This window comes from Methanofollis tationis (assembly GCF_013377755.1).
In the GTDB taxonomy this organism is placed as follows: Archaea; Halobacteriota; Methanomicrobia; order Methanomicrobiales; family Methanofollaceae; genus Methanofollis; species Methanofollis tationis.
Window position 1 is genome coordinate 558,574 of sequence record NZ_JABXWR010000001.1, and the last position, 13,993, is coordinate 572,566.

General features: G+C 65.0%; 12 protein-coding genes. 9 read left to right on the forward strand and 3 right to left on the reverse strand.

Going from position 1 to position 13,993, the window contains the following annotated elements; all coding sequences use genetic code 11:
* Nucleotides 1–2 precede the first annotated feature (2 nt).
* Both HWN36_RS02955 and HWN36_RS02960 read right to left on the reverse strand, forming a co-directional pair.
* Complete coding sequence (locus HWN36_RS02955) at nucleotides 3–437, reverse strand: methylated-DNA--[protein]-cysteine S-methyltransferase (RefSeq protein WP_176788000.1); 435 nt, start codon at nucleotides 435–437, stop codon at nucleotides 3–5.
* On the reverse strand, nucleotides 428–2,437 hold the full coding sequence (locus HWN36_RS02960; RefSeq protein ID WP_176788001.1) for an ATP-dependent DNA helicase: 2,010 nt from the start codon (nucleotides 2,435–2,437) through the stop codon (nucleotides 428–430). Before HWN36_RS02960 ends, HWN36_RS02955 begins: the two co-directional genes overlap by 10 nt.
* Nucleotides 2,438–2,586: 149 nt before the next feature.
* Here HWN36_RS02960 and HWN36_RS02965 point away from each other — a divergent pair, with 149 nt between their 5' ends.
* Together HWN36_RS02965 and purB are read left to right on the forward strand one after the other, a co-directional pair.
* Nucleotides 2,587–3,534: a mechanosensitive ion channel family protein gene (locus HWN36_RS02965; RefSeq protein WP_176788002.1), complete on the forward strand. Its 948-nt coding sequence runs from the start codon at nucleotides 2,587–2,589 to the stop codon at nucleotides 3,532–3,534.
* A 46-nt stretch (nucleotides 3,535–3,580) separates the two neighbouring features.
* Entirely contained in the window at nucleotides 3,581–4,921 is a 1,341-nt protein-coding gene (gene purB / locus HWN36_RS02970; RefSeq protein ID WP_176788003.1) for an adenylosuccinate lyase, read from the forward strand.
* Nucleotides 4,922–5,162: 241 nt separating this feature from the next.
* Here the strand turns inward: purB and HWN36_RS02975 are convergent, their stop codons facing one another.
* Entirely contained in the window at nucleotides 5,163–5,594 is a 432-nt protein-coding gene (locus HWN36_RS02975; protein ID WP_176788004.1) for a nuclear transport factor 2 family protein, read from the reverse strand.
* 101 nt (nucleotides 5,595–5,695) lie between these two features.
* Between HWN36_RS02975 and HWN36_RS02980 the strand changes: the two genes are divergently transcribed.
* The 7 genes from HWN36_RS02980 to HWN36_RS03010 are packed head-to-tail and all read left to right on the forward strand — an operon-like array spanning nucleotide 5,696 to nucleotide 13,977.
* Entirely contained in the window at nucleotides 5,696–6,736 is a 1,041-nt protein-coding gene (locus HWN36_RS02980; protein ID WP_246269830.1) for an asparagine synthase C-terminal domain-containing protein, read from the forward strand.
* On the forward strand, nucleotides 6,726–6,995 hold the full coding sequence (gene gatC / locus HWN36_RS02985) for an Asp-tRNA(Asn)/Glu-tRNA(Gln) amidotransferase subunit GatC (RefSeq protein WP_176788005.1): 270 nt from the start codon (nucleotides 6,726–6,728) through the stop codon (nucleotides 6,993–6,995). Before HWN36_RS02980 ends, gatC begins: the two co-directional genes overlap by 11 nt.
* Nucleotides 6,995–8,296: an Asp-tRNA(Asn)/Glu-tRNA(Gln) amidotransferase subunit GatA gene (gatA, locus tag HWN36_RS02990; RefSeq protein ID WP_176788006.1), complete on the forward strand. Its 1,302-nt coding sequence runs from the start codon at nucleotides 6,995–6,997 to the stop codon at nucleotides 8,294–8,296. Before gatC ends, gatA begins: the two co-directional genes overlap by 1 nt.
* Entirely contained in the window at nucleotides 8,293–9,729 is a 1,437-nt protein-coding gene (gene gatB / locus HWN36_RS02995) for an Asp-tRNA(Asn)/Glu-tRNA(Gln) amidotransferase subunit GatB (protein WP_176788007.1), read from the forward strand. Before gatA ends, gatB begins: the two co-directional genes overlap by 4 nt.
* 3 nt (nucleotides 9,730–9,732) lie before the next feature.
* On the forward strand, nucleotides 9,733–12,561 hold the full coding sequence (locus HWN36_RS03000; RefSeq protein WP_176788008.1) for a DNA topoisomerase I: 2,829 nt from the start codon (nucleotides 9,733–9,735) through the stop codon (nucleotides 12,559–12,561).
* Nucleotides 12,558–13,256 carry a phosphoglycerol geranylgeranyltransferase gene (locus tag HWN36_RS03005; RefSeq protein ID WP_176788009.1) on the forward strand — a complete coding sequence of 233 codons (699 nt, stop codon included), beginning with the start codon at nucleotides 12,558–12,560 and terminating at the stop codon, nucleotides 13,254–13,256. The genes HWN36_RS03000 and HWN36_RS03005 overlap by 4 nt, the downstream gene beginning before the upstream one ends.
* A 7-nt stretch (nucleotides 13,257–13,263) precedes the next feature.
* Entirely contained in the window at nucleotides 13,264–13,977 is a 714-nt protein-coding gene (locus HWN36_RS03010; RefSeq protein WP_176788010.1) for an RNA methyltransferase, read from the forward strand.
* Nucleotides 13,978–13,993 lie beyond the last annotated feature (16 nt).

The following is a 13,993-nucleotide window of genomic DNA, read 5'->3' on the forward strand; positions in this document are numbered from 1 at the left end:
GATCATCCCCTTCTGGCCTCCAGAGCGAGCAGGGCCCGTTTCACCTCAATCGACGGGGTGAACCCGCCGATCCCGCCCTTTGCCACCACCCGGTGGCAGGGGACGACGAGGGGCGTCGGGTTCGCGCGCATCGCATTGCCCACGACCCGCGGCACGGTCCCTGCGGCGACGGCGATCTCGCCGTAGGTCGCCGTCCGCCCGTACGGGATAGCCCGGACGGCCCGGTAGATGCGTGCATACACAGAATCGCCCTCGGTCGCAACGCTCGAGAGCCCGGCAAGGGCGTCCTGGTCGCCGGCAAGATAGCGCCGGAAGGCGGGGTGGGCCGGCCCTTCAGCCGGTTCGCGCAGGAAGCGCACCTGCATGACGAGGTCGCCGCTCCAGACCATGTGGACGTGCCAGAGCCCGAACGGGCAACTACCGGTCGCTACGCCCATTTCATCACCAGCCGGGAGAAGCGGTCGAGGTCGCAGATCTCGGCTTCGTCCTGCATCCAGGGCGGCAGGCCGATCCGCACCCCCGGTTCGAGGAACCGCTCCTCTGCGAGCACGAGCACCCCGGTATCCTCGGGCGTCCGCAGCACCCGTCCGAGGGCCTGGAGGGCGCGGTTGATCGCCGGGAGGGTGTACGAGATGAACTCGCCGTCGCGCCCGAACTTGTGGACGTAGTACTCGATCGTCATCTTCCTGACCGAGTTGTACGGGGCGAGCGGGAGGCCGACGACCATCGCCCCCTGCAGCATCTCGCCGCGGTAGTCGAGCCCCTCGCTCCATTTCCCGCCGCAGACCGCAAAGATGATCCCGGCTTTGCCCCGCTCTGGAAGTGAGATGAACTCCTGCAGGGCAGCGGTCGCCTCGGCTGCCTCTCTGGGCTCGGTGTAGACGGTCTTTCCGTTGATGCGGATCCCGCAGGCCTGTGCGTAGGTGTTGAGGATCTGGTACGACGGGAAGTAAACAGCCAGATTCCCCCTCACCCGTGCGAAGGTTTTGATATAGCCGACGATCGCGTCGGTGTTCTTCTTATTCTGGCGCATCCGGTAGGCGGTCGTGACGTCTTTTGCGCAGACGACCAGACGGTTTTCCCGCGGGAAACTGTTCGGGAGGGAGATCGTCCTGACCGGGAGGTCGCCGAAGTAGTATTTCTGGTAGGCGGAGAGAGGCGAGAGCGTCCCCGAGATCAGAACACAGGCGGCGTGTGCTTTGCCTATCGCCTGCATCTTCTCGCCGGGGTCGATGTTGCGGACCTCGAGTTCCACATGCCCTTCGGCTGAACGGTACAGGGGCAGGAAGGTCATGTCGCTGCCGGCCCGGTAGACGCGGTACATGAACTCGGTGAGGCTCTCGACCGCACTCTCCTTGTAGATCCCGGCGCTCTTGTTCTTCTCGGAGACGCGCTCGGCGATCTTAGAGAGGTCGCCCACGATCTCTTCGAGCCCCTTGTAGAGCGTTCCCCGCACCGCCATCCGGTGGAACTGCTCCGGGTCGAACCAGTCCTCGCCTTTCTGGGAACGCTGCAGGGCCTCCATGAAGGCGGCCACGTTCGGGAGCACCTGCCGCACGGCGTTCACGTCCTTCATCGACCTGGAGAGATGGGAGAGTTCGGTCATCGCCGCCTCGAGGGTGCGGTCTTCGAGGACGACGCTCTGGATGCCGGTCACGACGTCGCCGCAGTTGTGCGCCTCGTCGATGAGGAGGAGGACGTCTCTGGGCTCCACGTCGAGGGAGGCATAGAGCTGGTCGCGGATCTCGTCGTTGAAGAGGTGGTGGAAGTTGCAGACCAGGACGTCGGCCCCCCGCGCCGCCTGCATCATCGTCTCGTACGGGCAGAGCCCGTTGCAGAACCCGGCGAGATCTTCGGGTGCGATCGCCTCCTTCTTCACCCGGTCGGCCCTGGTGCGGAGGGTCTGCGAGGGTGCCATCCTGAGGCCGCTCTCCTCCTCGCCCCGGACAAACACCCGGCTCTTAATGAAATAGGGACAGAGCAGGGGGTGCTCCCGGTCCATCTTCCTGATCTGCTCGTTGATCACCCGGTCCTCGGTCGGGACGAGCGAACCCTTCTGGGCCCGCTCCCGCATCAGCGACGATGAGAAGGCCTTCACGCCCTCGCAGCGCCGGTAGGGATCGCCCTCCCCGCCGAGCGGGCACATCGAGCCTTTCCCGACGAGGTACGAGAAGGTCAGGGCGGGCTGCACCTTTCTCACGAGCGCCAATTCCCTGATAAAGGTCGAGAGCTGCGAGATCGTCCGCACGGCGACGATCACCTTTCTGCCGTTGCTCTCCGCCAGCAGCGCCGAGACCACGCTCGACTTCCCGCTGCCGGTCGGGGCGTCGATCATGGCGATCCCGCCTTCGCGCGCCGTCTCTGCGGCGAATTCCAGCATCTCCCGCTGGTTCGGGCGGAAGCCCGGGTACGGGAACCACGCTTCAAGACGGTCCATTGCAGTATTCTATGCCCCCGACAAATATGGAATGTTGGGTCGCGGGGCGGACGTGGACATCGTGCCCGACCCTCCCCCTTTCGCGGGGCGGTGGCGTGCGGCGCCGCTGGAGAGATAGCCTTAAGTACGAGCATATGCGTCTCCCATGCATGGCGGTGGGCGACTTCCTTCAGTTCTTCATCCTCTGTGTGGCGACCCTTGCGGCGTGGGCGGCTTCCTTCTTCTACCCGGACGTCACCCTCTCGCGCCTCGCCCTCACCCTCCTCGTCGTCACGATCCTCTACGCCGTACTCAGGATCGTCCTCCAAAAAGGAGTGTCCCGGACGATAAAAGACGCAAAAACGCGGTATTCCTTCAGGAAAGCGGTCTCGGTCCTGTACGTCGTCGCCGTCGCCGTCGTCGCTGTGCGCATCTGGGTCGATGATCCGCAGAGTCTCCTTGTCGCCTACGGCATCATCGCTGCAGGCGTCGCCATCTCGCTCCAGGATTTTTTCAAGAACTTTGTCGGGAGCATCCTCCTCTTCCTCAGCGCTGCGTATGTGGTCGGGGACCGGATCGCCATCGACGAGACCACCGGCGACGTGATCGACATCGGCCTGATGAACACCACCCTGATGGAGATCAGGGGATGGGTCGACGGCGATCAGCCGACCGGACGGATGGCGATCGTCCCGAACGGGCATATCCTCACGAAAACGGTGATGAACTACACCCGGGACTATAACTTCATCTGGGACGAGATAACCGTCCCGATCACCTATACAAGCGATGTTCCCGCGGCGATCGAACTCTTCCTCGGCATTGCCCGGGAGGAAACGCGGGAGAGCGCGGTGCAGGCCGAGAAAGAGATCGCGGCTGCCGGCGGGAAATATTATCTGCTCCAGCGGGTATTCGAGCCCACCGTCTTTACCGCCCTCACCGACAACTGGGTGAGCCTCACCCTCCGCTATGTCACCGCCGTGGGGGAGCGCCGGGCCGTCAGGGACCTGATCAGCCGCCGGATCCTGGCCGGGATCGCCTCCTCGGAGACGATTGAGGTGGGGTCCTCCACGATGACCCTCTCAGGCAGCCTCTCGGTTGAGAACGACCGGCGGTGATCCCTGCCGCCCCTTTTTTACTGCCAGAAACCCATCATATCCACATATGGCGATCCACCCGATAGACTACCGGTACGGCACTCCGGAGATGAAGGCCGTCTGGGGAGAAGAGAACCGGTTCAGGTGCATAGTGGCGGCAGAGGTCGCCCTTGCGCAGGCCGAGGCGGCGTGCGGCGTGATCCCGGCCGATGCCGCCGAGACGATCGCGCGGTGCGCCGGGATGGCCACCCTTGCGCGGGCGAACGAGATCGAGGCCGAGATCAACCACGATATGATGGCGGTCGTGAAGGCAGTCACCGAGGTCTGCGGCGACGCGGGGCGCTGGATCCATTTCGGCGCCACTTCGAACGATATCCTGGACACGGCGACCGGTCTCCAGATGAAGGCGGCGATGGACCTGATCGAGGCGAAACTCCGGGCCCTCCTCGCCGTCCTCCTCCGTCGGGCCGGGGAAACAAAACACCTCGTCTGCGTGGGGCGCACCCACGGGCAGCACGGCGTGCCCACGACATACGGGCTGCGGTTTGCGATCTGGGCGAGCGAGGTCGGCAGGCATATCGAGCGCCTCGGCCAGATGCGGCCGCGTGTGGCGGTCGGGCAGCTCACCGGCGCCGTCGGGACGCAGGCCGCCCTGGGGGCGAAGGGGCTTGAGGTCCAGCCTGCGATGATGGCGAATCTCGGCCTCTCTCCGGTCGATGTCTCGAACCAGATCATCTCCCGCGACCGCTATGCCGAGTATATCATGTTCCTCGCAAACGTGGCGACGACCCTCGACAAGATCGGGGTCGAGATCCGATCGCTCCAGCGGACCGAGATCGCCGAGGTCGAGGAGGCCTTCGGGAAAAAACAGGTCGGGTCGTCGACGATGCCGCACAAGAGGAACCCGATCAAGAGCGAGCAGGTCTGCGGGCTCGCCCGGATCGTCAGGGCGATGGTCGAGCCGGCGCTGCAGAACAACACCCTCTGGGACGAGCGCGACCTCACCAACTCTTCCTGCGAACGGGTGGTCTTCCCCGAGGCCTCGGTGCTCGCCGATCATATCCTCGCCCTGATGGTGAAGGTGCTGGAGGGGCTGACGATCCGCGAGGAGAACGTCAGGAAGAACCTGGACCTCCTCCACGGCGTCAACCTCGCCGAGTCGGTGATGATCGAGCTGACGAAGCGGGGCATGGGAAGGCAGGAGGCCCATGAGGCTGTCAGGGTCGCCAGCATGACCGCCCTCGCCGAGAAGCGGCCGATCGCCGGCGTGCTCGGGGAGGACCTGACGGTCGCCGCCGTCCTTGACGGTGCAGAGATCGCCGCTCTCCTCGACCCGGAGAATTATATCGGGACGGCGGTCGAGCAGGTCGAGCGGGTGATCACAAAACTTGCGCCGCTCGCGGCCTGATCGCCCTCTTTTTTTGGCTCTTTAACGTGCGGGGGTAGCAGGCGCTCTCGCCTGGATTTTCCGGGAGAATCTCACGCACATCTCACGCGAAGCCCGCGAAAGAGAGGATCAGGGATTTTGTTCTTCGCGAGAACTGGTCAGTGCGCCGGTGCCGGGGCTGTCGAGAAAAAATATGCCCCGGGATGATCTGGATGATGGGGATTACGCACCTGAAGGGGTGAATAGCCCCTTTTCCGGATCGTCACTCCAGCGCCGGGAACGACCGCCCCTCTTCCTGGTCGGCGGCAGGGAGCGAGAAGTGCATCTGGACAAAGCGCCAGCCGTCCCAGGTGTTCATCAGGATAACGGTCATGCGGCCGCGGAGCGCCTGCATCTTCCCGCCGGCGATCGCTGTGATCTCGAAGGGCGCTGCCACCCAGGCGATGATCCCGTCGGCGGCGATGCGCAGGTCGCCGTACTCGATCGAGAGGGTGTCGCACTGGGCGAAGTCCCGCTCCATACTGGCCCGCATCTGCTCCTGCCCTTCGGCCCACTCGTCCTGCTCTGTCCCGATCGCAATGATCTCGGGCGCCATCAGTTCCATGACGCCGTCGGCGTCCTTCCTGTTGTATGCGGCGGCGTAGGCGTACATCGTCCTGACGACGGCCTCCCGCGTCTTGTCGCTGAGAAACATCGGTACTGAATGGCACAGGAAAGGGTTAGCCTTTTGCGGTGCAGCAGGGTGTCCGGGATCGAGCCTATCATTAGCGTTCAGCCCCAAACCCTCTTCTGGATATGACGGAGATGCAGCAGCCGCACGGGAAAGGCACGCCCGACCTCGCCCTGAGCGGGTGGGTCGAATACGGTGGGCGGCGCCTCTCAGGCGACGAGATTTTGTCCCTTCTCCGGGAGGATCCCTGCGCCGCCCTGCACTTCGGCGGCGAGTTCTCATTCACCTGCGGCGAGTGGCAGGGGCGCGACCACTTCGGGATCGCCCCTGGCGACGGACCGGCCGGGACGCTCACCCGCAACGGTGCGTTCATCGGGCGCATCGACCCCGGCTACCCGGCCGGCGACCTGGAGGCGGCGATCATCGAGGCGGTGGCGCTCAGGGCGGTGGACGGCGCCGCCGTCGCCCTCTCCGGTGGGGTGGACTCGGCCCTTGTCGCCGCCGTCGCCCGCCTCCCCTGTGTCGTCGTCGGCCTGGAGGGATCGCACGATCTGGTGCGCGCCCTCGCCCTCGCCGAAGCGCTGGGCCTTTCCTGCGAGGCGGTGACCGTCACCGAACGGGAGGTTGAGGCGGCGCTGCGGGAGGTGGTCGGCGTCCTGGGAGACCCGAACCCGGTCGACGCCTCCATCGCAACGACCGAATCATTTGTCGCCCGCTGGGCCGGGGAGCGCGGCTACCGCCGGATCCTGGCCGGACAGGGGGCGGACGAACTCTTCGGCGGCTACGCGCGCTACCTGGAGAGCCCTGACCTTGCGGCCTCGCTTGCGGCGGGCGTCGACGATATCCCGCGGCAGGTCGCCCGCGACAGCGCCGTTGCCTCTCTCTATGGTACCGCGTTCTCCCTCCCGTACCTGGATCTGCGCGTCGTGGCGGCGGCCCGCGCCATCCCTCCTGCTGAGAAGGTGTGCGGCGGGGTCAGGAAATTGCCCCTCAGAAAGGTCGCAGAACGGCATCTGCCCCTCGAATTCGCCCGCGGAGAGAAGAAGGCGATGCAGTACGGCAGCGGGATCTGGAAGGCGATCGGGCACCTGTCTCGTGCGAATGGTTATAAAAAGTCGGTACAAGGGTACTTAACTGACATGGGTAGGGACATGCATGGTCACTGAATCAGACGTAGCACATATCGCAATACTTGCCGATATCGGGATCGGCAGCGACGAACTCGCCGAGTTTACCGGGCAGTTCAACGCCATCCTCGAATATTTCGATCTCCTTGATCAGGTCGAGGAGAGCGGGCGGCCCGCGGCGGTAACGACAAACATCTTCAGGGACGACGCCGTCGTCCCGTCCCTCTCTCTGGATGCCGTCCTCGAAAACGCCGGAGAGTCTGAGGCCGGTTATATCCGCGCCCCGAAGGTGATGTGATGGGTTTGATCACCTTTGATGCGGAAGACCGCTGGAACGCCTTCATCACCCTCTGCCGCGAGGCCGATCACGGCGACGGCCCTCTGGCCGGCGTCCCGGTGGCGGTCAAGGACAATATCTCGACGGCCGGCGTCCAGACCACCTGCGGGTCGCGGATCCTGCAGGGCTATATCCCTCCGTATGACGCCCACGTCGTCGAACTGCTCAGGGCCGCCGGCGCCGCCGTCGTCGGCAAGACGAACATGGACGAGTTCGGCATGGGCACCACCACCGAATCAAGCGCATTCGGGCCGACCACCAACCCGGTCGACCCATCGCGCGTCCCCGGCGGCTCTTCGGGCGGGAGCGCCGCAGCCGTCGCTGCCGGCATGGTGCCTATGGCCCTCGGCACCGACACCGGCGGCTCGATCCGCTGCCCGGCGGCGTTCTGCGGGATCGTCGGGCTCAAGCCCACCTACGGGCGGGTCTCCCGGTACGGTCTCATCGCCTATGCGAACTCCCTGGAGGGCATCGGCCCGATGGCCCGGAACGTGACTGACGTCTCCAGCCTCTTCTCGGCGATCGCCGGCCCGGACGCCCGCGACGCCACCTCCATCGACCGCCCGTACGCCCACACGCCCTCGTCCGATGGAATCGCGGGGCTCCGTATCGGCGTCCCGGCCGAGTTCTTCGGCGCCGGCGTCGACCCGGCCGTCGCAGAGAAGGTCAGGTCGGCGATCGACTCTCTCGCCGACCTCGGCGCCGAGATCGTGGAGTGCTCGATGCCGAGCATGGCCTTCGCTCTTGCCGCCTACTATGTCACCTGCACCTCAGAGGCCTCCTCGAACCTCGCCCGGTTCGACGGCATCCGCTACGGCCCCGACATCGAGTCGAAGCGCTCGTGGCACGATGCCTACCAGGAGCACCGTCGGGAGCACTTCGGCAAAGAGGTGCGGCGCAGGATCATGCTCGGCACCTTCGCTCTCTCGGCCGGCTACTACGGGAAGTACTATGCAAAGGCGCAGGCGGCCCGCAAGAATGTCGGTGAGGACTTCGCCCGCCTGTTTGCGGACGTCGACGTCGTCGCCGGCCCGACCATGCCCACAACGGCCTTCGCCCTCGGCGAGAAGACCGCCGACCCGCTCTCGATGTACCTCGCCGACATCCTCACCGTTCCGGCCAACCTCGCCGGCGTCCCGGCGATCTCGGTGCCCTGCGGCAGCGTGGACGGTCTGCCCGTCGGGCTGCAGCTCATCGGCAGGCACTGCGAGGAGGAGCGGATCATCGATACCGCCTATGCCTACGAGGAGGTGCGGCGATGAGCGAACACACCGACGTAATCATCGGGCTCGAGATCCACTGCCAGCTGAACACAGAGACAAAACTCTTCTGCGGCTGCTCGACCGACTACAAGACCGACGGCCCGAACACCCATGTCTGCCCGGTCTGCCTGGGCCTGCCCGGCGCCCTCCCCATGATCAACCGGAAGGCCGTCGAGTACGGTCTCTGCGTCGCAAAGGCCCTCAACCTTGAGGTGCCCGAAGAGTCCGAATTCGCACGGAAGAACTACTTCTATCCCGACCTCCCGAAGGGCTACCAGATCACGATGTACGACCGCCCCCTCGCCGTCTGGGGCTACCTGGAGATCGAGGGCGACGAGGGCGAGAAGAAGATCCGGATCACCCGCATCCACCTCGAAGAAGACCCGGGGAGGCTGGTGCACAAGGCCGGCGCCGGCCATGTCGCCTATACCCTGGTCGACTACAACCGCTCTGGCATCCCCCTCATCGAGATCGTCACCGAGCCCGACCTCAGGTCGCCGAAGGAGGCCCGGCGGTTCCTCAACAAACTCCGCGCCACCCTCGAGTACCTCGGCGTCTATGACGGCGAGCGCGAGGGCGGTCTGCGTGTGGACGCCAACATCTCGATCCGCGGCTCAGAGCGGGTAGAGGTGAAGAACATCTCCTCGTACAAGGGGGTGGAAAAGGCGCTCACCTTCGAGATCACCCGCCAGAAAAACCTGATCAGGCGCGGCCTTCGGGTCGAGCGCGAGACCCGCCACTTCCAGGAGGGCCGCGGCATCACCACCTCGGCCAGGTCCAAGGAGACGGAGAACGACTACCGCTACTTCCCCGAACCCGATCTCCGGCCCCTCAGGGTAAAGGACTGGGTCGAGGCGATCGCCCTCCCCGAACTCCCTGACGCCCGGCGCGACCGGTTCATGGCGACCTACGGGATCTCCCTCAACCACGCCCGCACCCTCACCGGCGACCTCAGGCTCGCCGAGTTCTACGAGGCGCTCGCTGCAAAGGCCGATCCGGCGCTTGCCGCCACCTGGACGGCCGACACCCTGCTCGGCGAACTCAACTACCGGGACATGCCGGTGACGACGGTGCCCCTCGACCACTTCGCCGATCTCGTCGGCCTGGTCGGCCGCGGCGAGGTCACCGACCGGGTCGCCGTCGATGTCCTGCGGGCGCTGCTCGACGCCGTCATCGCCGGCGAGACGCCGGTAACACCCTCGGCGTACGTGAAGCAGCACAACCTCGGCAAGGGCGCCGCCGACGCCTTTGCCGCCGTCATCGACGAGGTGATCGCCGAGAACCCGCAGGCGGTCGCCGATTACCGCGAAGGGAAGGGCGCGGCGCTCAACTTCCTGGTCGGCCAGGTGATGAAGAAGACGCGGGGCAAGGCCGATCCAAAAGAGATCACTCCTCTGATCGCCGCCCGTATCACCCCGGAGGAGGGAGCCTGAGCCGTGCACCTGATCGTCGCAGAGAAGAATATCTCGGCCCGGCGGATCGCCGCCATGCTTGCGGGAAACAACCACGTCACGAATAAAAAAGAGGGCGGGGTCGACACCTACGCCTTCGACGACACCGTCCTCGTCGGCCTGAAGGGGCACGTCGTCGAGGTCGATTTCGTAGAGGGCTACACGAACTGGCGGAGCGAGGAGCGCCCTCCCCGCTCCCTCATCGACGCCGGGATCGTCAAGCGCCCGACCGAAAAGCGCATCGTCTCTCTTCTTCAGAAACTCGCGAAAAAGGCCGACCTCGTTACCATCGCCACCGATTTCGATACCGAGGGGGAACTGATCGGCAAGGAGGCATACGAACTCGTCAGGGCGGTGAACAAGGATGTGCGGATCCTGCGGGCCAGGTTCTCGGCGATCACCCCGCAGGAGATCAAACGGGCCTTCTCCGAACTGACCGAACTCGACTTCGCCCTCGCCGCCGCCGGGGAGTCGCGCCAGATCATCGATCTGATGTGGGGGGCGTCGCTGACCCGCTTCATCTCGATTGCGGCACGGCGCGGGGGCGCGAACATCCTCTCGGTGGGCCGGGTGCAGAGCCCGACCCTTGCGATGATCGCCGACCGGGAAAAGGAGATCGAGTCCTTCGTCCCGCAGAAATACTGGATGCTCACCCTCGACACGAAAAAAGACGGCACGCCTCTTGAACTCCGCCATACCCACGGCCGGTTCGTCGATCATGACGACGCCCTCGCCGCCAGGAAACGGACGACAGAGCCGCTCACCGTCACCGAGGTGAAGGAGGGCGTCAAGAACGACCGCGCCCCCACACCTTTCGATACCACCTCCCTCCTCGTCGCCGCAGGACGGCTCGGCTTTTCCGCGGCAAATGCGATGCGGGTCGCAGAAGACCTCTACATGAACGGTTTCATCTCGTACCCGAGGACCGACAACACCGTCTACCCGGCAAGCCTCAACCTCGACGAGGTGCTCGGCGTGCTGAAGACCACCGCCTTCTCGGGAGATGTCGCATGGGTGGAGCGGCACAGGCGTCCAGAACCCACCCGCGGCAAGAAATCGAGCACCGATCACCCGCCCATCCACCCGACCGGGGCGGCGACGCCTGCACAGCTCGGCGAAGAGCGCTGGAAACTCTATGAACTCGTGGTGCGGCGTTTCCTTGCCACCCTCTCACCGGACGCGAGATGGCTCACCATGAAGGTGAACTTCGACGCCGGGGGCGAGCCCTATACGGTCACCGGCGGGCAGCTCAAAGAGGAGGGGTGGCGGCGCGTCTACCCGTACAGCGAGGCGGCCGAACGGCTGATCCCGGCCTGCACCGTCGGCGAACGTCTCCCGATCCTTGGTGTGAACCTCGAGGAGAAAGAGACCCAGCCTCCACCCCGCTACACCCAGAGCCGGTTGATCCAGACGATGGAAGAACTGGGCCTGGGCACAAAGAGCACCCGCCACGAGGTGATTGGAAAACTCGTCTCCCGGCGCTACGTGCAGGGCAACCCCCTTCGGCCGACGCTCGTGGGGCGGGCGGTCGTTGAGTCCCTTGAAAAACACGCCGACACGATCACCAGGCCGGACATGACTCGCACCCTTGAGGCGTCCATGCAGCAGATCAAGGAGAGCACCCGGACGCGCGACGATGTCGTTGGCGAGTCGCGCGCCATGCTCCACTCGGTCTTCGACGATCTCGAAGCGCATGAAGAGCAGATCGGTGCGGAGATCATGGACCGGACCGTCGAGGAGCGGACGGTCGGCCCCTGCCCGGTCTGCGGGAAAGACCTCCAGATCAGGCAGGTCCACGGCGCCTCCCAGTTCATCGGCTGTTCCGGGTATCCTGAGTGCACCTTCAATATCAGCCTTCCCGGCGTGCAGTGGGGCAAGGCGATCCGCCTGGATCAGGTCTGCGAGCAGCACCGCCTCAACCATATCAGGCTGATCAGGAAGGGTGCGCGGCCATGGGACATCGGCTGCCCCCTCTGCTCGCATATCGAATCAAATGCCGCGACCCTTCGGCTGATCCCCCATATGACCGATGCCCTCCTCCAACGCCTGCATGCAAGCCACATGTACACGGTCCCCGACATCGTCCATTCGTCGGCGGCAGACCTTGCCGCCCGCCTCTCGATCGGGTCAGAAGAGGCGGAGAGACTCGTTCAGGAGGCGAACGACGTCCTCGATCTCCTGAGGCGCCGGTCTGAACTGAAGAAGTTCATCCGCGCCGAAGTCCCGCCGCGCCGCGGCCGGAGCCATGCGAAGATCGCACAGAAAATGGCCGCAGCGGGGATCGACGACATAGCGGCGCTCGGATCTGCCCGTGTGGACGTCCTGAAGGAGGTCGGTCTCTCGGATGAGGAGACACAGGGCCTCAGGGCAAAGGCGCAGGCGATCCGGAGCGAACGGCGGCTGCGCGAGGCCGGTCTTCCGGCGGTGAGCGTCAAGAAATACCTCGAGGCCGGGATCGCCGGTCCCGAAGACTTCGCCGCACTTCACCCGGCCTATATCAGCGCGAAGAGCGGGGTGCGGGTGGAGACCGTCTGCAAACATGCAGAGGCCGCCTGCAGCAGCGCCGGCCTCGACACCCCGCCGAAGATCACCCAGAAGCGCCTTGAAAAGGGGCGGGAAGAACTCCTCGCCTTGCCGGGCATCGGAGAACCGACGCTTGAGAAACTCTACCGGGCCGGCATCGTCGACGCCGCAAGTCTTGCCGCCGCCGACCCTGAACGGGCTTCGGCGGCATCGGGCATCCCGGCGGCAAAGATCCGCTCCTGCATTGCATCTATATCGGCGGAAGACAAAAAAGAAAGAGTACGCACATGACTGGCACGCACCTCAAATGGAAAAATTGGGCGCATGTGACGAAACTTGACCCCGACAAGTACCTCGACGCCGCGGCGGTCGAGGCCGTCGCCACCAGCGGGACCGATGCGATTCTCCTCTCAGGCACCCTGAACGTCACGCGTGAGAACCTCGCCGACCTGCGCGAACAGGTCGAAGACTATGGTGTCCCTCTCGTTGTCGAGCCCGCCGATCCGGAGGGCGCCGTCTTCGAAGGCGTTGATCTGCTCTTTGTCCCGAGTGTGCTCAACACCCCGGACGCCCGCTGGGTCGTCGGCAAACACCAGCAGTGGGCGCTCGCCTGCCCTGACATTCCCTGGGAGCAGGTCGTCCCCGAGGCTTACGTTGTCCTGAACCCTGCTTCGGCCGTGGGCCGGGTGACGCGGGCGGTCTGCGATCTGAAGCCCGAGGAGGTTGCAGCCTATGCCAGGTGCGCCGAGCACTACTTCCACTTCCCGATCGTCTATATTGAATATTCGGGGACCTACGGGGACCCGGCGGTGGTGCGGGCCGCCTCGGAAGCGATCACCGGTGCGAGCCTCTATTACGGCGGCGGGATCGATTCGGCCGAGCGCGCCGCGGAGATGGGGCGGTACGCCGATACGATCGTCGTCGGCAACGCCGTCTACGAAAAAGGCGTCGAGACCCTGAAGGCGACGGTGAAAGCGGTCCAGTAAACGGTCCATGCCCGAGATTTCCATTGTCCTTGTCGAACCCCTCTATGAGGGAAACGTGGGCTTCGTGGCGCGGGCGATGAAGAACTTCGGGTTCACCCGCCTCGTCCTGGTGAACCCCTGCGCCCTTGGCGACGATTCCCTGGCCCGCGCCTCGCATGCCCGCGACGTCCTGGAAGGCGCCGCTAGAATGAGCCTCGAAGAGGTCTATGCGGAGAGCGATCTGGTCGTGGCGACGACCGGCGAACTCTCCAAGTCAGTCTGCACCTCGATGCGGATGCCCTATTTTACGCCGGCCGAGATCAGGACGATCCTTGAGGAGGCCGGGGGTTCCGTGAGCATCCTCTTCGGGCGGGAGAACTGGGGGCTCAACAATGAGGAGGTCTCCCGCGCCGACCTGATCTGCACCATACCGACCTCGGAGATCTACCCGATCATGAACCTCTCGCACGCAGTGGCGGTCGTCTGCCACGAGCTCGCCCACCTGCCGCGCGGCACCTATCGCCTTGCGGGGAAAACCGAGCGCGAGAGCCTGATCCAGCACTTCGGCCAGTTCCTTGAACGGATCGAGCACCCCGACTACAAGCGCGCCAACACCCTCCTGATGATGCGCCGGATCTTCGGGCGCACGGCCCTGACCACGCGGGAGGTCTCCACGCTCCACGGCCTGCTGCGGCGGGCCGAGTGGCATCTCGATCACCCGGACGGCGAAGAAGGACAATAACTAACTCCCTGCAGGG

What these genes read in the sequence shown, in the direction of transcription:
- gatB (WP_176788007.1), top strand. Translation starts at nt 8,293, where the DNA reads ATGAGCGAACACACCGACGTAATCATCGGGCTCGAGATCCACTGCCAG.
- HWN36_RS02960 (WP_176788001.1), bottom strand. Translation starts at nt 2,437, where the DNA reads ATGGACCGTCTTGAAGCGTGGTTCCCGTACCCGGGCTTCCGCCCGAAC.
- HWN36_RS02955 (WP_176788000.1), bottom strand. Translation starts at nt 437, where the DNA reads ATGGGCGTAGCGACCGGTAGTTGCCCGTTCGGGCTCTGGCACGTCCAC.
- HWN36_RS03010 (WP_176788010.1), top strand. Translation starts at nt 13,264, where the DNA reads ATGCCCGAGATTTCCATTGTCCTTGTCGAACCCCTCTATGAGGGAAAC.
- purB (WP_176788003.1), top strand. Translation starts at nt 3,581, where the DNA reads ATGGCGATCCACCCGATAGACTACCGGTACGGCACTCCGGAGATGAAG.
- gatC (WP_176788005.1), top strand. Translation starts at nt 6,726, where the DNA reads ATGGTCACTGAATCAGACGTAGCACATATCGCAATACTTGCCGATATC.
- HWN36_RS03005 (WP_176788009.1), top strand. Translation starts at nt 12,558, where the DNA reads ATGACTGGCACGCACCTCAAATGGAAAAATTGGGCGCATGTGACGAAA.
- HWN36_RS02975 (WP_176788004.1), bottom strand. Translation starts at nt 5,594, where the DNA reads ATGTTTCTCAGCGACAAGACGCGGGAGGCCGTCGTCAGGACGATGTAC.
- HWN36_RS02980 (WP_246269830.1), top strand. Translation starts at nt 5,696, where the DNA reads ATGACGGAGATGCAGCAGCCGCACGGGAAAGGCACGCCCGACCTCGCC.
- gatA (WP_176788006.1), top strand. Translation starts at nt 6,995, where the DNA reads ATGGGTTTGATCACCTTTGATGCGGAAGACCGCTGGAACGCCTTCATC.
- HWN36_RS02965 (WP_176788002.1), top strand. Translation starts at nt 2,587, where the DNA reads ATGGCGGTGGGCGACTTCCTTCAGTTCTTCATCCTCTGTGTGGCGACC.